The 26,204-nt window shown below is 47.2% G+C and carries 24 protein-coding genes, 4 tRNA genes and 1 pseudogene; 6 read left to right on the top strand and 23 right to left on the bottom strand.

Going from position 1 to position 26,204, the window contains the following annotated elements; all coding sequences use genetic code 11:
* The 15 genes and pseudogenes from Q0Z70_RS05300 to Q0Z70_RS05230 form a co-directional block, all read right to left on the bottom strand.
* Positions 1 to 67, bottom strand: a pseudogene (locus Q0Z70_RS05300) (50S ribosomal protein L7/L12); the annotation flags it as partial.
* Between the two features lie 87 nt (positions 68 to 154).
* Positions 155 to 676, bottom strand: coding sequence for a 50S ribosomal protein L10 (gene rplJ / locus Q0Z70_RS05295; protein WP_298073075.1), 522 nt, complete (start codon positions 674 to 676; stop codon positions 155 to 157).
* 15 nt (positions 677 to 691) lie between these two features.
* Positions 692 to 1,390: a 50S ribosomal protein L1 gene (rplA, locus tag Q0Z70_RS05290; RefSeq protein ID WP_298073074.1), complete on the bottom strand. Its 699-nt coding sequence runs from the start codon at positions 1,388 to 1,390 to the stop codon at positions 692 to 694.
* A gap of 19 nt (positions 1,391 to 1,409) precedes the next feature.
* Positions 1,410 to 1,853 (bottom strand): 50S ribosomal protein L11, encoded by a 444-nt coding sequence (gene rplK, locus Q0Z70_RS05285; protein ID WP_298073073.1) that lies wholly within the window; start codon positions 1,851 to 1,853, stop codon positions 1,410 to 1,412.
* Positions 1,854 to 1,912: 59 nt separating this feature from the next.
* Positions 1,913 to 2,455 (bottom strand): transcription termination/antitermination protein NusG, encoded by a 543-nt coding sequence (gene nusG / locus Q0Z70_RS05280; RefSeq protein ID WP_298073072.1) that lies wholly within the window; start codon positions 2,453 to 2,455, stop codon positions 1,913 to 1,915.
* A gap of 13 nt (positions 2,456 to 2,468) precedes the next feature.
* Positions 2,469 to 2,657 (bottom strand): preprotein translocase subunit SecE, encoded by a 189-nt coding sequence (gene secE / locus Q0Z70_RS05275; protein WP_298073071.1) that lies wholly within the window; start codon positions 2,655 to 2,657, stop codon positions 2,469 to 2,471.
* 14 nt (positions 2,658 to 2,671) lie between these two features.
* Positions 2,672 to 2,744 (bottom strand) — tRNA-Trp (locus tag Q0Z70_RS05270).
* 54 nt (positions 2,745 to 2,798) lie between these two features.
* Positions 2,799 to 3,983 carry an elongation factor Tu gene (gene tuf / locus Q0Z70_RS05265; protein WP_298073070.1) on the bottom strand — a complete coding sequence of 395 codons (1,185 nt, stop codon included), beginning with the start codon at positions 3,981 to 3,983 and terminating at the stop codon, positions 2,799 to 2,801.
* 56 nt (positions 3,984 to 4,039) lie between these two features.
* Positions 4,040 to 4,111 (bottom strand) — tRNA-Thr (locus tag Q0Z70_RS05260).
* Between the two features lie 11 nt (positions 4,112 to 4,122).
* Positions 4,123 to 4,205 (bottom strand) — tRNA-Tyr (locus tag Q0Z70_RS05255).
* A gap of 12 nt (positions 4,206 to 4,217) precedes the next feature.
* Positions 4,218 to 4,291, bottom strand: a tRNA-Thr gene (locus Q0Z70_RS05250).
* 87 nt (positions 4,292 to 4,378) lie between these two features.
* Positions 4,379 to 4,678: a ribosome-associated translation inhibitor RaiA gene (raiA, locus tag Q0Z70_RS05245; RefSeq protein WP_298073069.1), complete on the bottom strand. Its 300-nt coding sequence runs from the start codon at positions 4,676 to 4,678 to the stop codon at positions 4,379 to 4,381.
* Positions 4,679 to 4,696: 18 nt separating this feature from the next.
* Positions 4,697 to 5,578, bottom strand: a complete 882-nt coding sequence (locus Q0Z70_RS05240; protein ID WP_298073077.1) for a tyrosine recombinase XerC — start codon at positions 5,576 to 5,578, stop codon at positions 4,697 to 4,699.
* A gap of 73 nt (positions 5,579 to 5,651) precedes the next feature.
* Complete coding sequence (gene rpsU / locus Q0Z70_RS05235) at positions 5,652 to 5,843, bottom strand: 30S ribosomal protein S21 (RefSeq protein WP_298073068.1); 192 nt, start codon at positions 5,841 to 5,843, stop codon at positions 5,652 to 5,654.
* 27 nt (positions 5,844 to 5,870) lie between these two features.
* Positions 5,871 to 6,083: a hypothetical protein gene (locus Q0Z70_RS05230; protein ID WP_298073067.1), complete on the bottom strand. Its 213-nt coding sequence runs from the start codon at positions 6,081 to 6,083 to the stop codon at positions 5,871 to 5,873.
* 31 nt (positions 6,084 to 6,114) lie between these two features.
* On the opposite strand from Q0Z70_RS05230, the gene Q0Z70_RS05225 reads away from it, so the two are divergent.
* Both Q0Z70_RS05225 and Q0Z70_RS05220 read left to right on the top strand, forming a co-directional pair.
* Positions 6,115 to 7,896, top strand: coding sequence for an aminopeptidase P family protein (locus Q0Z70_RS05225; RefSeq protein ID WP_298073066.1), 1,782 nt, complete (start codon positions 6,115 to 6,117; stop codon positions 7,894 to 7,896).
* 22 nt (positions 7,897 to 7,918) lie between these two features.
* Positions 7,919 to 8,434 carry a gamma carbonic anhydrase family protein gene (locus tag Q0Z70_RS05220; protein WP_298073065.1) on the top strand — a complete coding sequence of 172 codons (516 nt, stop codon included), beginning with the start codon at positions 7,919 to 7,921 and terminating at the stop codon, positions 8,432 to 8,434.
* Positions 8,435 to 8,680: 246 nt separating this feature from the next.
* Here Q0Z70_RS05220 and Q0Z70_RS05215 read toward each other — a convergent pair whose 3' ends face one another.
* The 5 genes from Q0Z70_RS05215 to gltX all read right to left on the bottom strand — a co-directional run bounded on the left by Q0Z70_RS05215 (position 8,681) and on the right by gltX (position 18,755).
* A complete protein-coding gene (locus Q0Z70_RS05215) occupies positions 8,681 to 10,159 on the bottom strand; it encodes an RNA-binding domain-containing protein (RefSeq protein ID WP_298073064.1) in 1,479 nt (492 codons plus the stop codon).
* 152 nt (positions 10,160 to 10,311) lie between these two features.
* Entirely contained in the window at positions 10,312 to 11,229 is a 918-nt protein-coding gene (locus Q0Z70_RS05210) for a DUF2971 domain-containing protein (RefSeq protein ID WP_298073063.1), read from the bottom strand.
* The gene (locus tag Q0Z70_RS05205) at positions 11,226 to 13,799 is read right to left on the bottom strand and encodes a site-specific DNA-methyltransferase (protein WP_298073062.1); all 2,574 of its coding nucleotides are present in this window, start codon (positions 13,797 to 13,799) and stop codon (positions 11,226 to 11,228) included. The genes Q0Z70_RS05210 and Q0Z70_RS05205 overlap by 4 nt, the downstream gene beginning before the upstream one ends.
* Positions 13,796 to 16,957, bottom strand: a complete 3,162-nt coding sequence (locus tag Q0Z70_RS05200) for a BPTD_3080 family restriction endonuclease (protein WP_298073061.1) — start codon at positions 16,955 to 16,957, stop codon at positions 13,796 to 13,798. The genes Q0Z70_RS05205 and Q0Z70_RS05200 overlap by 4 nt, the downstream gene beginning before the upstream one ends.
* A 271-nt stretch (positions 16,958 to 17,228) precedes the next feature.
* The gene (gene gltX / locus Q0Z70_RS05195; protein ID WP_298073060.1) at positions 17,229 to 18,755 is read right to left on the bottom strand and encodes a glutamate--tRNA ligase; all 1,527 of its coding nucleotides are present in this window, start codon (positions 18,753 to 18,755) and stop codon (positions 17,229 to 17,231) included.
* Positions 18,756 to 18,853: 98 nt separating this feature from the next.
* On the opposite strand from gltX, the gene Q0Z70_RS05190 reads away from it, so the two are divergent.
* The 3 genes from Q0Z70_RS05190 to Q0Z70_RS05180 all read left to right on the top strand — a co-directional run bounded on the left by Q0Z70_RS05190 (position 18,854) and on the right by Q0Z70_RS05180 (position 22,633).
* Positions 18,854 to 20,929 carry an HDIG domain-containing metalloprotein gene (locus Q0Z70_RS05190; protein ID WP_298073059.1) on the top strand — a complete coding sequence of 692 codons (2,076 nt, stop codon included), beginning with the start codon at positions 18,854 to 18,856 and terminating at the stop codon, positions 20,927 to 20,929.
* 19 nt (positions 20,930 to 20,948) lie between these two features.
* A complete protein-coding gene (locus Q0Z70_RS05185; RefSeq protein ID WP_298073058.1) occupies positions 20,949 to 21,716 on the top strand; it encodes a hypothetical protein in 768 nt (255 codons plus the stop codon).
* Positions 21,717 to 21,823: 107 nt separating this feature from the next.
* A complete protein-coding gene (locus Q0Z70_RS05180; RefSeq protein ID WP_298073057.1) occupies positions 21,824 to 22,633 on the top strand; it encodes a Fic family protein in 810 nt (269 codons plus the stop codon).
* On the opposite strand, the gene Q0Z70_RS05175 is transcribed toward Q0Z70_RS05180, so the two are convergent.
* The 3 genes from Q0Z70_RS05175 to Q0Z70_RS05165 are packed head-to-tail and all read right to left on the bottom strand — an operon-like array spanning position 22,630 to position 24,548.
* Entirely contained in the window at positions 22,630 to 23,073 is a 444-nt protein-coding gene (locus Q0Z70_RS05175) for a hypothetical protein (protein WP_298073056.1), read from the bottom strand. The genes Q0Z70_RS05180 and Q0Z70_RS05175 overlap by 4 nt on opposite strands.
* Before the next feature lie 54 nt (positions 23,074 to 23,127).
* Entirely contained in the window at positions 23,128 to 23,844 is a 717-nt protein-coding gene (locus tag Q0Z70_RS05170; protein ID WP_298073055.1) for a hypothetical protein, read from the bottom strand.
* A gap of 26 nt (positions 23,845 to 23,870) precedes the next feature.
* Positions 23,871 to 24,548 (bottom strand): hypothetical protein, encoded by a 678-nt coding sequence (locus Q0Z70_RS05165; RefSeq protein WP_298073054.1) that lies wholly within the window; start codon positions 24,546 to 24,548, stop codon positions 23,871 to 23,873.
* Positions 24,549 to 24,830: 282 nt separating this feature from the next.
* On the opposite strand from Q0Z70_RS05165, the gene Q0Z70_RS05160 reads away from it, so the two are divergent.
* Positions 24,831 to 26,204 carry a site-specific integrase gene (locus tag Q0Z70_RS05160; RefSeq protein WP_298073053.1) on the top strand — a complete coding sequence of 458 codons (1,374 nt, stop codon included), beginning with the start codon at positions 24,831 to 24,833 and terminating at the stop codon, positions 26,202 to 26,204.

Below are 26,204 nucleotides of genomic sequence, written 5' to 3'. Positions count from 1 at the left end.
CAAGTTCATTAACTTCTTTTACTGTCAAGTTAACTAATTGTTCTGCAAAAGCTTTCAAATCTGCCATTTTTGTATGAATTTAATTGTTTAATTACTAAAATAAATTGATAAATTTTTGTTTGCGGCTGCTGTCACGCAGCCAATAAATCGAGGCCTAAGCCTCGGCCCTTTCACCCAGAGTCTTGAGAACTCCGTGAAGTGTGTTACCACCCGATTGCAGAGCTGAAACAACGTTCTTGGCCGGAGATTGCAGCAATGCCACGATTTCGGCAATCACTTCGTTCTTGCTCTTGATAGCTACGAGAGCATCCAACTGGTCAGCGCCAATATAGAAACTTTCCTCGGCATACGCAGCCTTCAGTCCCGGAATACCCTCTTTCGCTTTATCCTTAATCAGTTTAGCCGGAGCGTTCGCAACGTTGCAGAACATAATGGCCGTAACACCTTTCAGGCAGCCATAAAGCGGAGAATAATCCCCTTCAAGGCTTTCCAAAGCTTTGTGCAACAGCTTATTCTTCACAACCATCAGTTTGATGCCGGCCTTGAAACAGGCAGCTCTCAAAGCAGTGGTTGCAGCTGCATTCATCGCAGTTGTATCTACTAAGTAGAAGTGTCCGTATTCCTTAACTGTAGCAGCAATCTGCTCAATAATCGTACTTTTATCTTCCTTTCTCATTATTACTCCGTTTTATTAGATTTCTTCCACTGATTTAGGGTCGATTTTCACGCCCTTGCTCATTGTACTAGAAAGATAAATACTCTTGATATATGTACCCTTGGCTGCTGTCGGTTTCAATTTATTCAAAGTAGAGATGAATTCTTTCGCATTGTCGCGAATTTGCTCAGCATTAAATGAAACTTTACCGATGGAAGTATGAACGATACCGCTCTTATCGACCTTAAAGTCGATCTTACCTTGTTTTACTTCTTTCACAGCTTTAGCAACATCCATAGTCACAGTACCGCTCTTGGGGTTCGGCATCAGTCCGCGGGGACCGAGTATTCGACCGAGGGCACCAATCTTACCCATGATGGAAGGCATTGTGATAATGACATCCACATCCGTCCATCCACCTTTGATCTTTTCAATATATTCGTCAAGACCAACATAGTCAGCGCCTGCTTCTTTTGCAGCAGCTTCAGCATCTGGTGTACAAAGCGCCAAAACGCGCGTCACTTTACCCGTACCGTGAGGAAGTGATACGACACCTCTCACCATCTGGTTAGCCTTACGCGGATCAACGCCCAAACGTACATCGATATCTACAGAAGCATCGAACTTGGTAAAAGTGATTTCCTTTACCAGTGCAGAAGCTTCTTTGAGAGAGTATGCTTTCCCTGCTTCAATTTTCTCTGCAGCCAACTTTTGCTTTTTTGTCAGTTTACCCATTCTAATTGAAGTTTATAAGTTATGCATTAACCGGGAACTCCCCTTTTACAGTGATACCCATACTTCTCGCTGTACCGGCAACCATCTTCATGGCTGCTTCTACAGTGAAGCAGTTCAAGTCGACCAACTTGTCCTGAGCAATCGTGCGTACTTGTTCCCAAGTGATCTCGGCAACTTTCTTACGATTGGGTTCGGCAGAACCGCTCTTCACCTTTGTCAGCTCCAGTAATTGGACTGCAACGGGAGGAGTCTTGATTACAAAATCGAAAGACTTGTCTGCATAGTAAGTAATGATTACAGGAAGAACCTTTCCTGCTTTGTCTTGGGTTCTGGCGTTGAATTGCTTGCAAAACTCCATGATGTTGATACCCTTGGAACCCAAAGCAGGTCCTACGGGAGGTGATGGATTTGCAGCGCCTCCTTTAATCTGTAATTTGATTAGTCCAGCAACTTCTTTAGCCATTTTAATTGATTGATTTATATATTACAATAATGACGGAACGACACAGCGTAACATCTGTCTCATTCTTTTTCCACTTGCATAAAGCCCAACTCAAGCGGAGTTTTCCGCCCGAATATCTTCACCATGACCTTCAGCTTCTTTTTCTCGGTATTCACTTCTTCAATGATGCCATTGAATCCGCTGAACGGACCGTAATTCACCTTTACCGTCTCACCGACTACATACGGGATGTTCATTTCATCCGTGACATCCTGCAATTCGTCTACCGTACCGAGTATGCGATTGACTTCCGATTGTCTCAAGGGTACGGGTTTATCCGAACCGCCCAAGAAACCAATCACGTTCGGAGTGTTTCTCAAATGATGGGCAACCTCACCAACCAAAGCCGCTTCTACCAAAACGTAACCGGGAAGATAACTTCTTTCCTTCACAATTTTCTTGCCATTGCGAACCTGATATACCTTTTCGGTAGGAATCAACACCTGAGACACGTAGTCACCAAGGTCGCTGTTCTTAATGTCAGCTTCAAGGTATTCCTTAACCTTAGCTTCTTTTCCGCTGATAGCACGCAAAACGTACCATTTCTTTTCAATCTCAGACATCCTTCAAGTTTTTTTAATGAGGATAAACAAACTCCATTACGTGCTGGAAACAGTAATCCATCACAAAAACCACCAATGCGATAAGCAGGGAAGCATATAATACAACTACCGCACTGTTGACAAGTTCAGAATACGTAGGCCACGACACTTTATGTACAAGTTCGTCGTAAGTTTCTTTGAAATAAGCTACAATTTTTTTCATTGTTACAATATTAGCACGGGAGGAGAGGCTCGAACTCCCGACACCCGGTTTTGGAGACCGGTGCTCTACCAACTGAGCTACTCCCGTCGAACATAATCAGTTCCCGATAGCGAATAACGGGAACTGATTAAGATTTCTATTTTAGTCCAGAATTTCAGTAATCTGACCGGAACCTACTGTACGGCCGCCTTCACGGATAGCGAAGCGCAGACCTACGTTCAAGGCTACCGGATAGATCAGTGTAACCGTGATTTCAACGTTATCACCCGGCATTACCATTTCTACGCCGTCCGGCAGAGCGATTTCACCCGTGCAGTCCATTGTACGCAGATAGAACTGAGGGCGATACTTATTGTGGAACGGAGTGTGACGGCCGCCTTCTTCTTTCTTCAAAACGTAGATAGAAGCTTTGAATGTAGAGTGAGGCTTAATCTGACCCGGCTTGCAAAGTACCATACCACGCTTGATTTCGTTCTTGTCGATGCCGCGCAGCAACAGACCTACGTTATCACCGGCTTCACCTTCGTCCAGCAGTTTGCGGAACATTTCAACACCGGTTACAACCGACTTCTTGTCTTCACCCAAACCGAGGATTTCAACTTCGTCGCCTACCTTGACAACACCAGCCTCAATACGACCGGTAGCCACCGTACCACGACCCGTGATAGAGAACACGTCTTCAACCGGCATCAAGAACGGTTTGTCAACATCACGCGGAGGCAGCGGAATCCAAGTATCGCAAGCGTCCATCAATTCCAATACCTTTTCTTCCCACTTTTCAACACCATTCAACGCACCCAGTGCAGAACCCTGGATAAACGGAGTGTTGTCACCATCGAATTCGTAGGCAGACAGCAGTTCGCGCATTTCCATTTCAACGAGCTCCAACATTTCGGGGTCGTCTACCATATCGCACTTGTTCATGAATACAACCAGTCGGGGAACGTTTACCTGACGGGCCAACAGAATGTGCTCGCGAGTCTGAGGCATCGGACCATCGGTTGCAGCAACTACGATGATAGCGCCATCCATCTGAGCAGCACCGGTTACCATGTTCTTTACGTAGTCGGCGTGACCCGGACAGTCTACGTGGGCATAGTGACGGTTAGCAGTTTCATACTCAACGTGAGCAGTATTAATAGTAATACCTCTTTCTTTCTCTTCAGGAGCATTATCAATCTGATCGAAAGACTTAACTTCTGAAAGACCTTTCTTAGCCAATACTGCAGTGATAGCAGCGGTCAACGTGGTTTTACCGTGGTCAACGTGACCAATTGTACCAATGTTCACGTGGGGTTTGGTACGTTCGAATTTCTCTTTAGCCATAGCTTTACTTGTTATTTATTTGATTAATAATCAGCATTTACATTTTCATTTCCAAGAGCTGTTACCGGGACTTGAACCCGGGACCTCTTCCTTACCAAGGAAGTGCTCTACCGCTGAGCTATAACAGCAAATATAAGAGTGGGCAAAGATGGATTCGAACCACCGAAGGCGTAAGCCAGCAGATTTACAGTCTGCCCCATTTGGCCACTCTGGTATTTGCCCATCACTTCTTCGAGCCTCTTGTCGGATTCGAACCAACGACCCCGAGATTACAAATCACGTGCTCTGGCCAACTGAGCTAAAGAGGCATCTTTGCAGCCGTTCGCAATTATACCGGGTGCAAAACGGCTGCAAATTTAGCCATTTATTTCATTCTCGCAAAATTTTTGCAGTTTTTATTTATTACGTATTTTCTCCTTGTACTTAACCAGTTGTTTCCCCAAAGCCTCCAAGCATGAGTCTACCGCTTCTTCAAACGTATCGCAAACCTTGTTTGCATACAACTCGCCATTGGGAACCAAGACTTTCACGCCGGCTTCCTTGTTATCGGCCGTTTCTGGTTTAACTACCTTTAATGACACCTCTACTTTCTGTATATCATCATAAAATCGTTCCAACTTCGCAGCTTTCTTTTGAATAAAAGCCTGCAACTGCTCTGATGCGTCAAAGTGAATGGATTGAATTCTAATTTCCATACATACCTCCTTTTTTCTTTAGGCCCTGGGATGGGCCTGGTTATACACTTTTTTTAGTTCTTCGAAGGTCGTGTGCGTGTAAATCTCGGTAGTAGCCAGACTTTCGTGTCCCAGCAGCTCTTTAATCGCTCCAAGTTCCGCCTCATGATTCAGCATGCTTGTCGCAAAGGTATGCCGCAGCACGTGCGGGCTCCGTTTCTTCACAGTCACCACCTTCGACAGGTTTTGCATCACTATTTTTCGCACGATATTCGGATAAAGCCGCTCGCCTGTCTTACGGATAAAAAACGCATCCGACCGAACCGGAACCGCTTCATCCCGCTGCCGAATATAGGCCTCCATCTCCGCCCGCAACTCTTCACCGAAGGGAATCAGACGCTGCTTGTTGCGCTTGCCGGTAACTTTGATTACCGACCCCGAAAAGTCAACGTCCCCATTGTCCAGACCGATCAGCTCCGAAAGTCTCATGCCGGTAGCATAAAACATAGCAATCACCAGATGGTCGCGACAACCTTCAAATCCTTCTCCAAAGTCCACGTCGTCCAGCAATCGGTTCATCTCACTTTCCTTCACGAAAACGGGCAGGCTTTTCTTGTTTTTAGGCCCGGTAATCTTGCGCAACGGGTCCACCCTCACCTCTCCCTTTCTCAGAAGATACTTATAATAAGACCGAAGCGAGCTGAGCTTACGGTTCACCGAAGTCGTTGCATAGCCGTCGTCCATCAAATGGATCATCCATTCGCGAGCAACGTCCGCCACCACTTCGGGAGGAGACTGAAGACCGACATCTTCTCCCCCAAACTCCTGAAACTGAAGAATATCCTCGCCGTAAGCCTTTACGGTATCATCAGAATAGTTCCGCTCATAACGGAGATAATCGAGAAAAGAGTCTGTCAGCAACATATCGCTACATAACTAAATGTGCAACGAATGTATGAAAAGAAATCAATAATTCAAAGGATTTTACGAATTATTAATCTTCTACTTGCTGAAGTTTCTGAATATAAACGGCGCGCTCTTTTCTAAGTCTCTTGATAACAGACGGTTTGTCAAACTGCTGTCTGCTTCTCAATTCCTTTACGATGCCGGTTTTTTCAAATTTACGTTTGAATTTCTTCAGCGCTTTCTCAATGTTTTCGCCTTCTTTTACAGGTACTACAATCATTGTTTTTAATCAGTTAAAAGTTAATGTTTAAAAAATCTCACGATTAATTCGAACCGCAAAAGTACACATATTTTCTTGATTCGCAAAAACTTTCTTCAAAATCATAGCAGACAGGCCGATATTTTTCCCTTCGGCAACGACAAAAAAATCCCAAAAACGACGCAAAAGCTTGCACCGTCCGCGTTCTTTATGTACTTTTGATAGTCGTTTTGCCTGCAACCGGCGGGCATTGCGCTCCACACGATGATACATCTATATTATATAGCGAATTATGAACACCACCATTAAAGAACGCATCCGGGCTCTCCGCACATGGATGAAGCAGATGGGGATCGACGCATTCATCATCCCCAGTACCGACCCGCATCTAAGCGAATACGTGGCTCCCCACTGGCAAAGCCGGGAATGGATTTCCGGTTTTACCGGTTCGGCAGGCACCGTAGTGGTCACCGGAAACGAAGCCGGCCTGTGGACCGACTCGCGCTACTTCCTGCAAGCCGCCCGGCAAATAGAAGGCACCGGCATCGACCTCTACAAAGAGATGCTGCCCGAAACGCCCTCCATCCCCGCTTTTCTGTCCGAACGACTGAAAAAGGGACAGACCGCAGGCATCGACGGCCGGGTGTTTGCCACCGACGCAGCCCGCTCGCTCCGGGAAGAGTTGGCAGTCAAAGGGATAGGGCTTAAATGCACTCCCGACCCGATGGAACAGATCTGGAACGGACGACCGGAAATGCCCCAAGCCCCCGCCTTCATCTACGACACGAAGTATGCCGGACGCACCTGTACCGAAAAGTTGGAGGCCATACGCACCGAAATGAAGAAGGCCGAAGCCGACAGCCTGCTGCTCTCTGCTCTCGACGAAATCGCATGGACTCTGAACTTGCGGGGAAGTGATGTGCACTGCAATCCGGTAGTTGTCAGCTACCTGCTGATTGGGAGGGACGAAGCGCATTACTTTATCAACTCCCGAAAGGTGACACCCGAAGTCGCCGCGCACCTGCATGAGGCAGGCGTATCATTGCACACTTATCAGGAAATCGAGTCTTACCTCACCCAACTGCCGGCAGGCAGCCTGATGCTGGAGCCGGGCAAGACCAACTATGCCGTCCGTTCGGCCATACCGCAATCCTGCCGCGTCATCGAAGCCCCCTCGCCCGTCGCCCTGCTGAAGGCGGTACGCAACGAGCAGGAAACAGCCGGCCTGCGGCAGGCCATGCGGCGCGACGGCGTGGCATTGGTGAAGTTCCTGAAGTGGCTGGAAGAGGCCGTACCCCAAGGCACAGAGACGGAAATCAGTGTGGACAGGAAACTGCACGAACTGCGTGCCGCCCAGCCGCTCTACATGGGCGAGAGCTTCGACACCATCGCCGGATACGGCGCCCACGCGGCCATTGTCCACTACGAGGCTACGCCCGAAACGGACATCCCGCTGGAGCCTCGCGGCTTCCTGTTGCTCGATTCGGGCGCACAATACTTGGACGGCACTACGGACATTACCCGCACCATCGCCTTGGGCCCGCTGACCGACGAAGAGAAGACCGACTACACCTTAATATTAAAGGGACACATCGACCTGGCTATGGCCGTCTTCCCCGAAGGCACACGCGGTGCCCAGCTCGACGTACTGGCCCGCATGCCCATCTGGCAGCACCGCATGAACTTCCTGCACGGCACGGGACACGGCGTAGGCCACTTCCTCAACGTCCACGAAGGGCCGCAGAGCATCCGCATGAACGAGAACCCCGTCGCCTTGCGTGCGGGCATGGTCACCAGCAACGAACCGGGCGTCTATAAGGCCGGCAGTCACGGCATCCGCACGGAGAACCTCGTACTCACCGTGCCGGCGGGCGAAGGGCTGTTTGGCCGCTATCTGAAGTTCGAGACCGTCACCCTCTGCCCCATCTGCACCCGAGGCATCGTCCGCAGTCTGCTGACCCCGGCAGAAACGGACTGGCTGAACCAATACCACCGCAAGGTATACGAACAGCTTTCCCCCGGCCTCAACGAAGACGAACGGCTGTGGCTGGAGAAGGCTTGCAAAGCAATTTAAACTTAACCGCAACTCCCCGAACATGGCACTTATCAAATCTGTAAGAGGCTTTACGCCCGAAATAGGAGAAAATTGTTACTTGGCAGACAACGCCACCATCGTAGGCGACGTAAAAATAGGCCGCGATTGCAGTATATGGTTCAACACCGTGCTGCGCGGCGACGTCAACTCCATCCGCATCGGCAACGGTGTGAACATACAGGACGGCAGCGTGCTGCACACGCTCTACGAGAAATCGACCATCGAAATAGGCGACCACGTGTCCGTCGGACACAACGTCACCATTCACGGCGCCACCGTGAAAGACTATGCCCTCATCGGCATGGGCGCCACCCTGCTGGATTATGCCGTCGTGGGCGAAGGCGCCATCGTGGCCGCCGGTTCATTGATACTGAGCAACACGGTTATCGAGCCGGGCAGCATCTGGGCAGGCGTACCTGCCAAATTCATCAAGAAGGTAGACCCCGACCAGGCCAAAGAACTGAACCAGAAGATTGCGCACAACTATCTGATGTATGCCGGTTGGTACAAAGAGTGAGACGCTGCAATAGATGGCCCTCTCACGCAGTGCTTCCTCATCCTCTGACGAAGCACTGCGTCACCCTCTCATAAAGCACTTCCTAACGACCTCATGCAGCACGGCATGACGGGGTAAGGAAGTGCCGGCATATATCAGATGCGTACCCCACACATAGCTTATTCATCTTTTTCTTTCAGCATTTTCTACAATGCCTCATAATCTGAATAGTTGATGATTATATCAGCTTTCAGTCGGCAGCCATCATTATTCTTTGGGGAAAATAATCTCCCACCGACCGCCGAAATCAGCTCCGACACGTTTGATAATTCCTTGCTTTTGCAGTTTCTGAATATGATATTTCACCCCATTTTCAGTGATGCCGCGTATATTTGCGGCAATTTCTTTGCGACTTGCGTTAGGGTGACTACGTATATATTCAAGAATTGCTATTTGCACGTCGGACAGGGTCTGGGTAGTTGTCTGGGTAGTTGTCTGGGTAGTTGTCTGGGTAGTTGTCTGGGCAGTTTTCTGGGTAGTAATTTGCGAAACTCTATCTTCATTTGAGAAAACATTGACACAGAAGACTGTCAGTTTTGACACATCGAACTCCGCCTCTTCGTTGCCGTTTTCGCGCAACATGTCCTGTACGCGCATCACACCCTGATTGAACATATTGACATACTTCATTTCCTTCATCGCCTCTGCCACAATCGGGTTGCGGTAGTCATTCACCATAGGGAAGTTTTCCGGGCGGGCTTCGCCGTACAGACCTCCGGCATTCATAATCTCAACATGGTCATCGAACTGATACAGGCGAATCGGCATATTGGATTGATAGTCGCGGTGCATACAGGCGTTCATCATCAACTCTCTTAATGCGTTCTTGGGATAATTGATAACTGTCTTTTCTCTGAAAAGGCTGGCGCTTACCGGACGTTGTGTGATGATGGCATCGCCGACAAACGACTCCAACGCCGGCAGCATACTGTACAACGGGCCTTGAAAACGCTTCTCATTGAGCACTTCGCCGCCTTTCTCTTTGCCTGCGAAACGCACATACTGCACAAAATCTCCGGGCATATAATAGCGGGGATTCTTGCCGAACAGAATGATGGCTGCATAGGTGGGGCAATCGTGTGTGCGGTCGTACAGACGGACAGATGCCAGTTGCTCTTTTATATCCCGTTTGTCCCGACTCAATATATCCGCATCTACGACCGACGGCAGATAAGTGTCTTTGATATAGTCCAGATTCAAATCATCGAGCGTAGCACCCAGACACGGTGTCGCATCGAAGGTCGCCATATAAGCGGTACGACGCTCGGTCAAAAGACGTTCCTCTGCTTCGCCGGCAATATCCCGTCTCGGCCCGATGCGGACGAATACTCTGCCACGATAACGAACCGGCGGGAGCAGCGACGGCGAAACCTCCGCTACCAGCAAGTCGCCTTCGGGAAACACTGCTTTATCGACCGTCATCACAGGTAACGGCAGAATGTTGCCGTCCGACCGAATGGCGGTAATCTTTTTAAGCAAAGCATCATCTACTTTCAATCCCGACAAACTGCCGTCGTCGTTCGCTCCTATAAACAAATACCCCTTCTTGCGCGAATCGGGCAGGTCATTGGCAAAAGCGCAAATCGCCTCGCAGAACTTGTCCATATTGCCGGTCGATATGGTTCGCTCTATCCGATAGGTCTCCGTGCTATGTAGCAGGGATTGTATTTCGTCTTTTGTTATCATTCCTTAAAGTTATAATTCATATCATGGCAAAACGAACAGATACTCGCGTTACTTCGTTGTTGTCTTGGTAGATGATTATTTTATTGTCTTCTTTCATTATATTCTACAATGCTTACAATAAATATATTGGGACGTTTTGAATATCTGTTTTTTTAATTTGTATTTGTTTTTAACACTACCGGTATATTGTTGTATCCCTTGTTTTTAAGCATTTTCTCCGTTTCCTTTTTTACATCATTGCCTAAAACATATATTCTATCCAGAACGGATATAGGCATAAACAGTTCCCTGTAAAATTTGCCGTTATCCGGTCTGACTTTCTCATTTTGTATATCTTTTAATATAGCTTCAATCTCATGACCTATATCTGTCTTCTGACAATACTCTTTCAGGTCGTTTACTCCTTTGATGTCGGCATATTTTTTCACGGGGACACTCAAAATAATGCGAGTTTCCTCTTCCTTTTCAAATTGCTTCCTTTTCATTCGAGGGGCAAAGAACGCCAGCAACAATACTGCTATTAATTTTGTGAATAATTGTGGATAATTTTTTAATATGAAAAAGGCATTTTGTTGACCTTCTTGCAGCATTGATAATCCCGCATCCGTATATGTTTTATCTATCTCTTGCAGCAGATATTCCTCTGAGACATTTTGCTCATATAGACATTTTTCTATGCGGTATAGCGTGGCAGCATTACACTTTCCGAACTTAGATTTTATATCCAGAGCCAATACAACCCCTTGCATATGGTCGGCATAGTTCTCCCACATGTGATCGTTGTCGTTTCGTGCAGATACAGATATGACATACGGGTGAGGAAGATTTATATTCCCCTCAATCTGATCTTTTTCAAAAAAGCCTGCTATTCGTCTATCTTCCTGAAAATTGAGCCTTCCTTCCAAAACCGACAACAGTCTTTTTAAGGTATCTATACCTAACAGATATTCATCTTTATCTTTGAAACAATCATAACGAGTTGCCCAAAAGCATAGCTCTTGGTTTTTTAAGGGTTTATCTTGAAGAATCCCGTTAAGTGCTTCTAATGAGGTATAATGGTAAAGTATCATTCTATCGTCAAAATTTTCGAAGCTTCTTCGCCGAACTGCGAGATGACGCGGACGGCAATCAGGCGTCCAGGTTTATATTTGATTGGTTCAGATACGAAGCCATACAAGGTTTCCCATATTTCATCCGAGAATTCAATATGTAACGTATTCTGCGCTTTTCTCTTGGTATTGGCACTTGAATTTAACAAGGCGCCTAATCCTTTGCGCCATGCGTCGAATTCCTTCTTGTCGCCGCCGCAGAAATGAATGGAACGCACGATGAACTGTGTGCCGTCGTAGTTGTCGTCCATTTCCCAATAGGCGATGTCTTCCACCGAGCGAGGTTTGACTATATCCTTGATCGGGTCATAAATATCGAGACCGCGAATCTCGACGTGGCACGACTTGTCGGAATCTTTGACAATGGCAATATCCGGCTCGCCGATCGTGATGAACGCACCGGCTCCCTTGTCCTTTTTCAGCAGACCGTCCTGCATCAGGTCATCGTGCATACGAACCTTGCTGACCGTAAAGTTGCCGAAGTTATAATCCTTGTCGTTGATGTTGTCCTCGAACGAGAAGCCGAGCAGTACAAGCCACGACGCCCCTTCGCTCAACCGTTTGCGCATCTCCTTGACGGATTCATTGACCGCCTGCTTCGATACCGTACCGAATTTCGGCCCGATATGGAAATACGCCAGCCGCTCCTCGCCGTCGCTGTCGGTGTAATAGCCGCGAGCGTGGAGGTAGGGTGAGGCAACGGATTCCATTCCGTGAAATACCGCCTTTTGGCTTCTGTCGCCATTGCGTATGCCGCTTGTTTCCAAATGACTGAATACACGCTCTTGGAACAGCCGATTCTCTTCTGCCTCATCGGTGCGGTGATCGAGTTCTTCGGGCGGGATTACGTTGAAACTCTGCAATGTCTCGACCGTAAAGGGGCCGCTTACGCGCAGTTTGCGTTTGTCCACTTCCGGCTGGTCGTACAGCACCTCCATTTCCGGTTCTTCATCGTTGGCAAGGGACTTGAGCGTAATGTGGGGTACGGTTTTGTAATGGAATCCCAACCGGACATCCTTGCCTTCGGGGTCGGCAAGCGTATAAAACGGATAGGTGGCCATCATCAATCGCCTCTTGGCTATGTTGATGGCGATACGCGATGTGTCTATGGTAATCCATCGGCGCCCCCACTGCTCTGCTACAAAGGCAGTGGTACCACTGCCGCAGGTCGGGTCAAGCACCAAATCTCCAGGGTCAGTGGTCATTAAGATGCAACGCTGAATTGGTAACGTTGCAGTCTGGACAACATAGTGTTTTTCTGAGAAAGTTCCAATTATAGTATCAGGCCAAACATGATCAATCTTTTGTAATGAAAAGTCGTCAGAATATAATTTATACGAGAGTACACTTTTCAAAGCAACAATTCTATTTGCTTCAACAAGTCTTTGCATACCCACAGGGTAACTTGCAGCCCAATGTCGTCCAGGTGATGGCTTATACATTTTACCTTCAAACTCAAAAGGAGTAGGTTTATCACTTGCTCCTTGTCTTGAGATATCTGCTGCTCTAAATACTTTTCCCGTAGGTATATTCCCATTTATTAGTTCTTCTTTAGTTAATCTTCTCCAAGAGCCATCGGGAAATTCAATGCAATTATATGTTCCACCATCTGTACGCTCTGTTCGAGGAACATATAACTGACGATATTTTGCATTCATTTTATCCTTTGCATACCATAAAATGAAATCATGAGTAGTTCCTAAAAAATTTGATTTAATTGATGCTGTTTTTGCAAAAACAATCAAACTTATAAAATTTTCACTACCAAAGATTTCATCCATTATTCCTCGCACAAGGTGAACATTATCATCCGATATCTGTACAAACACAGATCCCGACTGTGTAAGAAGTTCACGAGCAAGCACGAGCCGGTCGCGCAGGTAAGACAAATAGCTATGAATACCCAATTCCCATGTATCGCGGAAGGCCTTAATCATCTCCGGCTCACCACTTAAACTTTCATCGTTGTCTTTGACATTGAGGTTATTGAGTTGCATCTGCCAGTTCGAGCCGTATTTGATACCATAAGGCGGGTCGATGTAGATGCACTGCACCTTGCCCGCAAGCCCCTCGCGGTTAAGCAGCGAATTCATTACGAGCAATGAATCACCTTGAATCAGGCGGTTTTTCCAGTCGGAGTGGTGGCGGTAATACTCCGCAACCCTTTGCAGTTCGTCGTCGATTACATTGTCCACTTCATTGCCGAACAAAGAGTTCCCCTCGCTGCGGATGCGATACAGGCGGTCGATAAGTTGCTCGGGCTGGATATCTTCGTGGACATACAGGCTGCGAATATCAACGCGCAAGTCGCTGTCGCAGGTCTCCTCGTCATCGTTGCGGTATTTGCCGAGCCAGTAAAGTTCCGGGTCGCGGCCGCGCGTAAACTCGTGCCGGAAAGTTTTGTATTCTGCCGTTTTCGGATCGCTTGCAATGGCTGCCGCCTCTTCTCCGGCAAGTTCGGTTGTCGGAATCGCTACACGTTTGTCTGCCAGGTGCTTTATTGCATCGGTGGGTTTGGATATCTTGTTCATAACGAATTGATTTTTGCAATTAACTGGGGTTTGATATTGTCGATATCGGTAATCTCGATGAAATCCCAACGGCCATACTTCTTCAGATTGTTGGCTGCGGGCAGCCAGTAATCGTTCGTATAATGTCGTTTTTCCTCCTTGAAGTTTGTGTTATCGTTGGAGAAACCCGATATTTCAATAATGAGATTGACCGTATCGCCCGACGGAGCATCCACTACGGCAATAAAGTCGGGAACAAAGTTCTTTTCCTCGTTCAACGCCATATACGGTATTTTGAAATCGAGGAAATGATTCTTTACATATTTCTTTACCGCCGGAATCTCTTCGAGCGTTTTGGCTGCTATCTGTTCCCACGAATCGGTATCGGCAACCACATAGTTGATGTGGCTTTTTACGGTCGGCCAAACTTTTTTAGTGGTTGCTCCCGACACATGGCTTGTACTTCCTTCCGGGTTATAATGGTTCAGGATGGCTATGATGCGCTCTGTATCGCGGTTATGTTCGCTGATGCCCTCGTAGATGCTGGCGTTCGTCTGGTCTGGATTCCAAAACAAAACAAGCCTGCGGGCATCCGCATCACCTTCTCCGCCGACAATTTCCACTTGGGTGCCATACCACTTCTGAACGACCGCTTTAAGCTGTGCAAACTTCTGGAACATCGGTACAGCTGCCTCGTCACGATATTTCGCCGACAGCAACCGTCGGGTCAGTTCGTAGACAACCTGCGAATCACGCAGTTTCTCCTTATAATTGGTTTTCAAAACCTTTGTTTCGTCGCCAATGGGAGTGCGAAGAATCGTTTCCTGCGGAATCTGAGTGAAGTCGAGTTTGAATTTCGGCAGATGCGAAAAGTCCGCCTCTATAATCGAATTCTCCCGTTCGCTCCGATAGCCGACAATGTTCGGAAAAACAATCTCCAACTCGTTACGTTCTTGAAGCGGACGGATTGCCATTGTCGGTTTGGGCGGTTGAGGAGGTGCTGCCGTACCGCCTTTGAAGGTCTTGAACGGCACTCCGATAATATGGGCATATTCGGGTTGAAACTTATAAACAATATTCTTGTCGCTGTATTGGTAGAGGTTCTTGCTTGGTATCTCCTGTCCGGTACGTTTATCATAAGGTGCAAGGTTATAACTCCTGCGGCGTAAAGCACGCCCCGCAACCTGTTCGCAAAGCAGCTGCGACCCGAAAGCCCGAACGCCGCAAACGTGTGTTACGGTATTGGCATCCCACCCCTCGGTGAGCATCGACACAGAAACTACGCACCGTATATGACCGCCGAGCATACCCGGTTTGCCAACCGTATTTACCACTTCGCGGAGAATGTCGCCGTCGGTCAACTGGTCCGCACTACCCGCACCGTGCATCAAGGCGTAATTGCGTTTGAACTCGCTGATTTCTTGGTGGAATACCCTCTTAAACTCATCATCAATGGTATCGCTCGCCTCGTCGAGCGCCGAGCTGTCGATAAGCAATGACGGTGCAGTATTCTTCGGACGGCCATTCATATAATTTGAGAAGACGGGGAATACGCCTTCCCGATAAATCTTGTTCCCTTCAGCATCTACCGTTTCATAACCCGCAATATATTTAAATACTTCTTTTGAGACGGTCGTATTGTTGCAGACCACGATAAACACCGGTGGCGCGGTAAGCAAATCCTTACCCGCTTCGCCCGCCTGACGCATACCACTGTCGTATTTCTCGTAATCCTTGACAAATTGTTCCAATGCCATTGTCAGAAGAGTAGGCAGTTTCGGAGGCATCTCACCGACGGGCATATCCGTTCCGTTGGCAGCCGCCTCCTCTTTGACCTTTTTCTTAATCGCTTTCTGACCTTTCTTGGGTAGTTCGCCGCGAATGTGCTCGTAAATATTACGTAATTTAGGTTCTTCCAAATCGTGTGAATCATCCATCGACGGCAGGAACGGTATTTTAACCAGTCCGCTCTCAATGGCTTCAACCAAACCGAAGTCGGTAACGACCCACGGGAATAGTGAATATTCTGTATATCCAGATCCTTTGAGATAATATGGTGTCGCTGAAAGATCGTAGACGTGCTGCAACTTATAGCCGAGAATCTTCATCTGGCGAAGTCCCTCATACCATACCATTGCCCTCTTGTTTTCCTCTTCACCCTCGGCGGTTTCTTCGTCTTTACGACCCTTGCCCTCTTTTTCTTTAGGTAAATAACAGTGATGTGCCTCATCGTTGATAACGATGAAACGTTTGCCCTTCATTCCCGGACCAAGTATGCGCGACAGAACGCTCTGGAAATCCTCTTTGTCGGATTGTTTGACCATTCCTTCACCACTGCAATATACCATTTTGCCATCAAGCGGACTTGCTTTCTTACCGGTGTAAACCTTCGGTTCAAATTGGTGGTAGTTGGTAATCGTAATCGCATTATTCAAACCGCCGAGTACCTTTTCATATTGGCGGGGAATAAGACCTCGCTGATGATAATAGTCCTTTTTATCATATCGAGAACCGGCACTCTCATCTAACATTAATACCCCAAGTCGGTCTCGTATAGTAATACCGGGAGCGACCAGCAGGAAATGATCAGCGAAACGGGTATCATTGTGGTATTCTGATTTATTCAGATAATGATACAAGATAAGCATCGCCATCACAACTGTTTTGCCAGTACCTGTGGCCATCTTGAATGCCGTGCGCGGCAGAACATCTTCCCATGTATTCGATACAGATTCCCGCCTCTCATCCAGTAGGCGAAGGAGATTCCGCCCGATATTTGGGTCGCGTTCAGCCACCTCATTCAAATACACAGCTGTTTCTATTGCTTCTCTCTGACAGAAGAAAAGTTTCTGGAAATTCTGACGCTCTGAATTATTGAACCAAAAGTTAAGCAATTCACGAGTAATGCGTGTAACCATTGGATAACCCTTTTCCCGCCAAGACTTAACCTCTTTACGAAGATCGTTGATGAACTTGGCATCAGGATTATTGTTCATCAAATCCTCCGTATTGAATAAGTAAGCTTGCGACTTACCGTTCGGGGTAATCTGTATATTGCCGATATACGGACGACGACCTTCCAGCCTTTGACTGTAATCGAGATTTCCGTTAATATCTACATTATAATGATACTTTGGCTCCTCATAAGGATTATTGAGTATCGGGTTATCGTTGTTCATATATTCTCTAACGTTATTTTATAATACAATCCATCTGCCTTCTTTCTTGCGTCCTTCACGCGCCAAGATACCTTGTCCTTTCAGCCGTTTTTATGTCCTTATCTATCGAAGAACACCCAACATACTATATTTTGCACGTTGAACTTCACAAATATAGTACGTATTCTTCAGACATTCGCCACAATCACATCAAAAGTTTGCTATAAGTTTGTCAAAAGCTTACGCAAGCCGCCGATAGATCTATCATATTGATTATAAGGAGAGATACCGGTTATTTCAGAACCTCCACAGCCCGCCGGATGCGACGGATGGTTTCCTCCTTGCCCAGCAACTCGGTGATGTCGAACATGTGCGGGCCTTTGCATTCGCCTACGACAGCTAAGCGGAAGGCATTCATCACGTTGCCCATGTGGTAACCCTTCTCCGTAATCCAGCCGATGACAATGTCTTCGGACGGCTTCGAGCTGAAGTCGGCAATACTGCGCAATATTTCCACCAACTCGCCCATGATGCGGAGCGTGTCTTCAGACCAGCGTTTCTTCACGTCCTTCTCGGCATAGGTTTCGGGAGCCACAAAGAAGAAGCGGGCCTGTTCCCACAGTTCCTTCACAAAGTTGACGCGCCCTTTGACGAGCGACACTACGTGGGTCAGGAACTCGTCGCTGTACTGTGCCGGGTTCACTCCATTGGCCGCCAGCACAGGCTTGAACAGTCCGGCAATTTCGGCATCGGGCTTTCGGAGGATGTATTCGTGGTTGAACCAGATACCTTTCTTATAGTCGAACTTGGCACCTGCCTTGCTGCAATGGCTCAGGTCGAAGAGCTTCACCAGCTCGTCCATCGACATCAGTTCCTGATCGTTGCCGGGGTTCCATCCCAGCAGAGCAAGGAAGTTGATGACGGCCTCGGGCAGGTAACCGGCCTCCCGGTAGCCCGAAGACACTTCGCCGGTCTTGGGGTCGTGCCATTCCAGAGGGAAAACGGGGAAGCCCAGACGGTCGCCGTCGCGCTTGCTCAGCTTGCCGTTGCCTTCAGGCTTCAGCAGCAGGGGCAGGTGGGCGAACTGCGGCATCGTATCTTCCCAGCCGAAGGCGCGGTAGAGCAGCACATGCAGCGGAGCCGATGGCAGCCACTCTTCGCCGCGAATGACGTGGGACACTTCCATCAGATGATCGTCCACGATATTGGCCAGGTGGTAGGTAGGCAGCCCGTCAGCCGACTTATAAAGCACTTTATCATCGAGAACAGACGAATGGATGACCACTTCGCCACGAATGAGATCGTGTACATGCACGTCTTCATTCGGCTCAATCTTGAAACGCACGACATACTGCTTACCCTCGGCGAGCAGTGCATCCACTTCTTCTTTCGGAAGGGTCAGCGAGTTGCGCATTTGCAGACGGGTCGAAGCGTCATACTGGAAGTTAGCCATTTCCTTGCGCTTGGCCTCCAATTCTTCGGGCGTATCGAAAGCAATGTAGGCTTTCCCCGCATCGAGAAGCACTTTGACATATTTCCTGTAAATGTCGCGGCGTTCGGACTGACGGTAAGGGCCGTAGTCACCCCCAAAGCTGACACCCTCGTCGAAAGGAATGCCGAGCCATCTGAACGACTCTAAGATATATTCTTCAGCACCCGGAACGAAACGGTTGCTGTCGGTGTCTTCGATACGGAAAATGAGATCCCCTCCATGCTGGCGTGCAAAAAGGTAATTATACAACGCGGTGCGCACACCGCCGATGTGCAAAGCACCCGTCGGACTTGGGGCAAAACGGACTCTGACTCTTCTTTCTGCCATAATCTTCCTTACTTTATGAATATTTTAGAGGACAAATTTAAGCCTTTTTTCCCACATGATTGTTTTTTTTTGTACTTTTCGCAAAAATTTCAACCGATATGAATAAAACCAGTGAGAAAAAGCACTCCGCTTATAGAAATCTGCTATACCAAGCCCTCCTTTTCGTCGGCACGGTAGCGGTCATCGTCTACTTCTTGCCCCGCGACGGGAAGTTCAACTATCAGTTTGACATCAACAAACCCTGGAAATACGGCCAGCTGATAGCCACCTTCGACTTCCCGATCTACAAGACGGACGACGTGGTGAGACGCGAGCAAGACAGCATCCTGGCCCACTTCCAACCCTACTACCGGCAGGACAAGGACATCGAAACGGAGGCCCTGAAAAGGTTGAGAAAGGACTACCGGAGCCGGCTGCACGCTCCCTACCTGACAGCCGGCTATCTGCAATATATCGAAAAGAAACTGACAGAAGTATATCAGGCGGGCATCCTGTCGTCTGAAGCAATGGATACTTTGCAAAAAGACAGCACGCGAAGCATTATGACCGTGAGCGACAAGATAGCCCAACAGCAAGGCACCGACAAGCTCTATACCGTCAAATCGGCTTATCACTACATCTTAACGGCCGACTCCCTGCACTACCGCCCCCACGTGCTGCGCCAATGTTCCCTGAATGACTATCTGGATGTCAACCTGACCTTCGACGGAGAACGTACAGACGCCGCCCGCAAGGATATGCTGGAGAACTATTCGTGGGCCAACGGCATCGTGCTGAGCGGACAGAAAATCATCGATCGCGGCGAAATTGTCAGCCCGGAGACTTACAACATTCTGGAAAGCCTGCGCAAAGAATCCATCAAACGCAATACCTCCGCCGGGCAAAACCGTCTGACACTGCTGGGACAAATACTCTACGTCAGCATCTTCATGCTGTGCTTCCTGCTCTACCTGGATCTTTTCCGCAAGGGCTACTACAACCGGAAAGGAAGTCTGTTGCTGCTCTTTGCCCTGATGATGTTCTACTGCGTGGTAACTTCGAGCATGATGGCCTACAACCTGTTCAATGTCTACATCCTACCCTATGCCATGCTGCCGGTCATCATCCGCGTATTCCTCGACTCACGAACCGCTTTCCTGACGCACTGCATCACCATTCTGGTATGTTCCATCTGCCTCCGCTATCCGCATGAATTTATCCTGTTGCAGATCACGGCCGGCTTGGTGGCCATCTACAGCCTGAAGGAACTGTCGCAACGCTCGCAGTTGTTCAAGACGGCCGTACTGGTCATCCTGACCTATGCCACCCTCTACTTCGCTTTCGAGATGATTACGGAAAACGATTTGTCGAAGGTGAACGGACGGATGTATATCTACTTCATAATCAACGGTATCTTCCTGCTCTTCACCTATCCGCTGCTGTTCGTGCTGGAGAAGATATTCGGCTCTACCTCGAACGTAACGCTGGTCGAGTTGTCCAATATCAACAACCCATTGCTGCGCCGTATGGCTGAAACCGTGCCCGGCACCTTCCAGCACTCCATGCAGGTGGCCAACCTTGCTGCCGAAGCCGCCAACTGCATCGGCGCCAAGAGCCAGCTGGTGCGTACCGGCGCCCTCTATCACGACATCGGCAAGATGGAAAATCCCGTTTTCTTCACCGAGAACCAGAGAGGAGACATCAATCCGCACAAGAACCTGAACTACGAACAAAGCGCGCAAGTGGTTATCAGCCACGTCACCGGCGGCGTGAAACTGGCCGAGAAAAACAATCTGCCTAAGGTCGTCAAGGATTTCATAACGACCCATCACGGCAAAGGAAAAACAAAATATTTCTACATCTCGTGGAAGAACGAACATCCGGGAGAAGAACCGGACGAATCCCTATTCACCTACCCCGGCCCTAATCCCTTCACTAAGGAACAGGCTATTCTGATGATGGCCGACTCGGTGGAGGCCGCTTCGCGCAGCCTGCCCCAGTATGACGAAGAAAGCATCAGCAACTTAGTGGAAAAAATCATCGACTCACAGGTGGCCGAAGGCTATTTCAAGGAATGTCCCATCACCTTCAAAGACATTGCCACCGTGAAGGAAGTGTTCAAGGAAAAGCTGAAGACCATCTATCACACGCGCATCAGCTATCCCGAACTGAAAAAGCAAGAAGAGAAAAAGTAAAAACCAACCCGATAGTACCATGAAACCGACCGATAAAGAAGAACAACGCGCCCTGCGCTTCCTGCAACGGAACCGGCTATCACCGGAACAGATAGCCGGCTTCAGCTTCATGCAGCGACATACGCCCGAACCCGACCGACACAGCCCGGCCAACGTTTATGGTCCCGGCATCCTGACCCTGCGGCTGAAGTCGGGTGAAGAGAAAATACGGATTGTCCATCTGCGCAACCACCCGACGGCTCTGATACGCACATTGGTAAGCCGGGGTATCGCTTTCGACAACCATCCGGCCGGCACGGAAGGCGGCACAAGGCCGGCTGGGACAACCGTCTACCGCCGCATGTCGCTCTATATGTTCTGGTATTTCGTGCTGTTCGTTCTCTGCCTCAGTATGGCTTTCTATACCTTGAACATCGGGCGATGGACAGGTATCGCTCTGCCGGTTCTCTTCTTCAGTATGAGCCTCTACAGCATCTACTTGCTCCAAGTGCGTTTCTGCTACCTCCGCTTGGAGACCGACCGCCTGACCGTAATCAGTGCCGGACGCGAAATCCATTATGCCTACAGCGACCTGCTGAAGGTGAACTTCGACTTCGCCCGCGAATTGAATGCCACACACGTCATGGAAGTGCTGGACAAGACGTACCGCTACCACCTCTTCTACATCGGCCGCGTACCCCGCACACAGCTCAACGAGATTGCCGACCGCCTCCGGCAGGCAGGCATCGACGCTACATGCAGCCTCAACGACGAAAAGCGGCACTACCACGACATCTATCATGGGTAATATTCCCCATCCGTACAAAAAACAGTATTAAATGAGTGCTTTCTTTGGCTGAACATAGTAAATATCCTATCTTTGAAAAGAGATAAAGCCTATTAAACAAAAAAACGATGGAGCAAGGTGCCTGGCAAGAGATAGAACAGTTATACCAAAAGTTTCAGCAACTTGGTATCAGTGAAGCGGTAGACTATGATAAGTACTACCTGTATTCTCTTATCGCCCACTCCACAGCCATTGAAGGCTCAACGCTTACGGAACTTGATACGCAACTTCTCTTTGACGAAGGGGTAACAGCGAAAGGGAAACCGCTTGTGCATCACCTGATGAATGAGGACTTGAAGCAAGCGTATGAACTTGCCCAGGCCGAATCCGTCAACCTTATACCGGTGACTCCTGCTTTTCTGCAAAGGTTGAATGCGACATTGATGCGTACTACAGGTAGCGTACACCATGTAATGGGCGGTTCTTTTGATTCTTCGAAAGGAGATTTCCGTTTATGTGGCGTTACGGCCGGTGTGGGCGGATATTCTTATATGAACTATCTGAAAGTTCCTGACAAGGTCGATGAACTTTGTGTCCTGCTGCAAGCGAAGCAAAAGACAACGGGAACATTTCGGGCACAATATGAATTAAGCTTCAATGCCCACCTTCATTTAGTAACCATTCATCCATGGATAGATGGCAATGGCAGAACGGCCCGCTTACTGATGAACTACATCCAATTCTGCTATCACCTTTTTCCGACCAAGGTATTCAAAGAGGATAGAGAAACCTATATCCTTTCCCTGCGCCAATGTCAGGAAGCAGAAGCCAATCAGCCTTTCTTGGACTTTATGGCGGGTCAGTTGAAGAAATCGCTTTCTTTGGAGATTGAAAGGTTCAATGCTTCTCAAAAGGAAGGGTTCTGTTTCATGTTTTAATAGATTCTTTTTATCCATCTTTTATTTGATTCAAATCCCCATTGAACATGCCATTTTCTTCCTGTTACTTTGTCCAAAAGAAGGAATTGATATATATTCTTTGTAGGATATAATTCAAATGTTCCACATCCAGTGCCATAAGATAAATCTTCGTCATTGAGAGTTACAGATCCTTCCTTGTCATCATCTAAAGACCATTGCACAACTTCTATTTTCCCGGTTTTAGTATCCAACTGTAGGAAATTGTACATATTTTCTGTCGGATATAACTTGTACCTATCAAATTCATGCATGCGAAAATCCACATCTTCCAAAAGCGCATGAATTTTAATCAAAGTAGAATCATTAACCGTTTTGGTTTGTGGGATAGTACTTTCGTTTTGTGCAGAAACGTATAATGAAATCAAGAATAGATAAAAAAGAATCGAACTTTTCTTCATATGTAAATTATTTGAATAATTAAAATAGGGATGATAATATGGTTAATATTATATTCATTTTCTATTTACATCCCAATCAAAGGTATAAATATAATTGTCTATAGGAATGTTTACAGTCAAAACCTTGCCTTTTTTCCTTTTGATATTCATAAAACCAATGATAGCTTCATCGGGATAAATTGTTGTTGTTTTTAAATATCCTTGTTCACGCATAGTTCGGTCATTATCCATCATTTGCCCTAATATAAGCATTTGATTGGTAGATGCTACATTTGCTTGGTATGCTGCATTAGCATCATAATGATTGGTTATAGTAGTGTAAGTATAACCCTTAGGAGAATAAGTAGTAGAATAAGACGTTGAATATCCCACTGTTCCTGTGTTAATGCCAGCGGAAATTCCATACAATGCCATTGCCCACGTTTGTGAGCGTTTTATCTTTTTTTGATACTCTTCATTTGTATATACTTCAAGTTTCAATGTATCATCTTTTTTAGTTAGTAGATTAGAATACACACTATCAGGCCGAAATATGATAGGCCTTTCACTCAAATTCTTAATGAAAATATCCAAGTGATAGTATTTCCCATAATTGTCTTTTTCTTCAAAACATGAAAGCCCTACAACAATATCATTTTTGTTTAAATATACCCAAAATTTCCCATCATTATATTCTGTCATAATAGAATCATTTTGAGGATATATGAATGTTTGTGCTTTACAGATAATTGCAAGTGATAAAAATATTGCAAGACATACTTTTTGTTTCATATCAATGGACTATTAAAGTTAGGTTGCTATAAATCTTCACCATTAGCTCTATTATACTCATTGTCATAAAACATGGTGATATAGTACTTTCCTGCAAATTTAGAAATCATAAACCACACAGATTTCTTGGGAATTATTTCTTTAAGATAATCTATAGATATCTTTGCAATATCTTTTTTGATTTCTTCTGTTGGATCATCCAATTCCTGTTGGGTGTATTTTGATAAAACTGATTCTTTCACAATATTAGCTATCTCTGTAGTATCTATCGCTAATGGTTTTTGGTAAAATATAGCTTCATACCTTTTATCATGTACTGTTAATTCATAAGCAATATCTTCATCATCGGCTATTTCATAATCACCAAAACTTACATAATTAGAGTTGTTTTTGAATTGTTGGCACAAATTGTTGAATCGAATTCTAATGTCTGTCTCTTCCATTTGATGAGCATCACATAACATAATACGATATACTTTATTATTGTTTGTTACAACATGTACGTTAACCTGTGCACCATTAAACTCTCCTTCTAAAATATTTTTATCACTTGCAGAACTTACAAATCCTTTTTCTTTCAGTTTCTGAATCATTTCAGATTTAAATCCATCAACAGGAATTCCCATAAATTTAGTAACATCTTTTTGGGCAAACAGAGAATTTGAAATTACCAATAAAGCACTAATAAACAAAATCCTTCTCATAGTTTCTTTAATTTAATGTTTCCTCCAGCTACCACAAGGATTTATTATATCACGAAGCGTGGAACTGCAATATATGTTATGATATTTGGGGCGGGAAGTCGGGAATGAAAACAAAAGCCAATCAAATGCAAAAATAATCGTTGATATAGTGCGTTTTATGTGGTATCACATTCGGGAATGTTCCTCTAATTCGTCTTAATCCGTTTCAACTTTTTTCGGGATATATGGGAACATATACGGGAATTTGTTTATCTTTGCAATGTAATCGAAAAATCGCCGCCGATGAAAATTACCGTCTATCTGAAAAAGTGTTCCGCCGAGACCTCGAACATCTGCTTCCGAGTCAGGGAGAGGAACGTGGACATAAAGGTCGTTTCGCCTCTTACAGTCCATGACAGATATTGGGATATGGATATCCTCAGCTACCGGCGCACGACGGCGGTGCCTGCCGCCGAGCAGAAACGCCTGCCGGAGCAGATCGCCTCCATCATCGAGCGGGCGGAGAAGACCTTTTCGGACAAGGCGGACAGCCGGTGGCTGAAACAGACCATCGAGGATGTGCTGTACCCTGCCCGTGCCTTCGAGCGCAACCACCCGAACCTGCTCTGCCGTGTTCATGAGTATCTGGAGAAGTTTGACGGTGCAGACAGGACCAAGGAGCATATTATACACTTCGAACGCAAGATGCTGCGCTACCACGATTACCGGCGGGAGATACTGGGCGAGGCGAACTTCACCCTCTTTGTGGAGACCGTCACGTTGGAACAGATGAACGCTTTTCGTGATTATGTCGCCGGGGAATATCTCTTGCGGCAGGAATATCCCGACTTCTACGCCTGCCGTATGCTCATCAACCATGCGCCCAAGCCGCTGTCCGATACGACGGTCATCAACACGATGAATCTGTTCTGCACCTTCCTGCACTGGTGCAAGAAGATGAAGTACTCGGACAATGAGGTCTATGCACTCTACGGGTGCAGGGAACCGACTTATGGCGACCCGTTCTATCTGACGATTGAAGAACGGAACACGCTCTATGATGCCGACCTGTCGGCCTGCCCGAAGCTGGCGGTGATACGGGATATTTTCGTGTTCCACTGTTATATCGGCTGCCGTGTGGGCGACCTCTACCGGCTGACACGGGATAATATCAAGGACGGTTTTCTGGAGTATATGCCGCAGAAGACAAAGAAATGTCAGGCAAAAACAGTCAGAGTACCCTTGCATGAGAAGGCGCAGGCGATTCTGACGCGATACCCTCAAAATACGACAGAGGATGCCCGAAACTTGGGAAATGTTCCCAAACGAAAAGGGCGGCAACCGAGGAAGCCGAGAGACTTGTCGAACCGCCTGCTGCCGTTCCTGCCGATTGCCCGGTACAATGCCGGAATCAAGGAGTTGTTGAAACGCTGCGGCATCGACCGCATGGTTACGCTGCTCGACACGCACGGTTTAGTAACCGTTCAGAAACCGTTGTATGAAGTTGCTACGAGCCATACCGCCCGCAAGACCTTTATCGGCAATCTTTACAGGCAGGTTCCCGACCCCAACCTGATAGCGTCCATGTCGGGACACGTGGAGGGCAGTCGGGCATTCAACCGCTACCGAACGATTGACGATGAGATGAAACGCAAACTTGTGGATATGATAAACTAA

The organism is uncultured Bacteroides sp. (genome assembly GCF_947632445.1).
Lineage (GTDB): Bacteria > Bacteroidota > Bacteroidia > Bacteroidales > Bacteroidaceae > Bacteroides.
Note: the sequence above shows the minus strand (reverse complement) of the source record. Positions and strands in the feature narration are given on the sequence as shown.

Excerpts from the sequence above, each read along its gene's own strand:
- rplJ (WP_298073075.1), bottom strand. The coding sequence starts at position 676 with ATGAGAAAGGAAGATAAAAGTACGATTATTGAGCAGATTGCTGCTACA.
- rplA (WP_298073074.1), bottom strand. The coding sequence starts at position 1,390 with ATGGGTAAACTGACAAAAAAGCAAAAGTTGGCTGCAGAGAAAATTGAA.
- rplK (WP_298073073.1), bottom strand. The coding sequence starts at position 1,853 with ATGGCTAAAGAAGTTGCTGGACTAATCAAATTACAGATTAAAGGAGGC.
- nusG (WP_298073072.1), bottom strand. The coding sequence starts at position 2,455 with ATGTCTGAGATTGAAAAGAAATGGTACGTTTTGCGTGCTATCAGCGGA.
- secE (WP_298073071.1), bottom strand. The coding sequence starts at position 2,657 with ATGAAAAAAATTGTAGCTTATTTCAAAGAAACTTACGACGAACTTGTA.
- tuf (WP_298073070.1), bottom strand. The coding sequence starts at position 3,983 with ATGGCTAAAGAGAAATTCGAACGTACCAAACCCCACGTGAACATTGGT.
- raiA (WP_298073069.1), bottom strand. The coding sequence starts at position 4,678 with ATGGAAATTAGAATTCAATCCATTCACTTTGACGCATCAGAGCAGTTG.
- rpsU (WP_298073068.1), bottom strand. The coding sequence starts at position 5,843 with ATGATTGTAGTACCTGTAAAAGAAGGCGAAAACATTGAGAAAGCGCTG.
- Q0Z70_RS05225 (WP_298073066.1), top strand. The coding sequence starts at position 6,115 with ATGAACACCACCATTAAAGAACGCATCCGGGCTCTCCGCACATGGATG.
- Q0Z70_RS05220 (WP_298073065.1), top strand. The coding sequence starts at position 7,919 with ATGGCACTTATCAAATCTGTAAGAGGCTTTACGCCCGAAATAGGAGAA.
- Q0Z70_RS05215 (WP_298073064.1), bottom strand. The coding sequence starts at position 10,159 with ATGATAACAAAAGACGAAATACAATCCCTGCTACATAGCACGGAGACC.
- Q0Z70_RS05210 (WP_298073063.1), bottom strand. The coding sequence starts at position 11,229 with ATGATACTTTACCATTATACCTCATTAGAAGCACTTAACGGGATTCTT.
- Q0Z70_RS05205 (WP_298073062.1), bottom strand. The coding sequence starts at position 13,799 with ATGAACAAGATATCCAAACCCACCGATGCAATAAAGCACCTGGCAGAC.
- Q0Z70_RS05200 (WP_298073061.1), bottom strand. The coding sequence starts at position 16,957 with ATGAACAACGATAACCCGATACTCAATAATCCTTATGAGGAGCCAAAG.
- gltX (WP_298073060.1), bottom strand. The coding sequence starts at position 18,755 with ATGGCAGAAAGAAGAGTCAGAGTCCGTTTTGCCCCAAGTCCGACGGGT.
- Q0Z70_RS05190 (WP_298073059.1), top strand. The coding sequence starts at position 18,854 with ATGAATAAAACCAGTGAGAAAAAGCACTCCGCTTATAGAAATCTGCTA.
- Q0Z70_RS05185 (WP_298073058.1), top strand. The coding sequence starts at position 20,949 with ATGAAACCGACCGATAAAGAAGAACAACGCGCCCTGCGCTTCCTGCAA.
- Q0Z70_RS05180 (WP_298073057.1), top strand. The coding sequence starts at position 21,824 with ATGGAGCAAGGTGCCTGGCAAGAGATAGAACAGTTATACCAAAAGTTT.
- Q0Z70_RS05175 (WP_298073056.1), bottom strand. The coding sequence starts at position 23,073 with ATGAAGAAAAGTTCGATTCTTTTTTATCTATTCTTGATTTCATTATAC.
- Q0Z70_RS05170 (WP_298073055.1), bottom strand. The coding sequence starts at position 23,844 with ATGAAACAAAAAGTATGTCTTGCAATATTTTTATCACTTGCAATTATC.
- Q0Z70_RS05165 (WP_298073054.1), bottom strand. The coding sequence starts at position 24,548 with ATGAGAAGGATTTTGTTTATTAGTGCTTTATTGGTAATTTCAAATTCT.
- Q0Z70_RS05160 (WP_298073053.1), top strand. The coding sequence starts at position 24,831 with ATGAAAATTACCGTCTATCTGAAAAAGTGTTCCGCCGAGACCTCGAAC.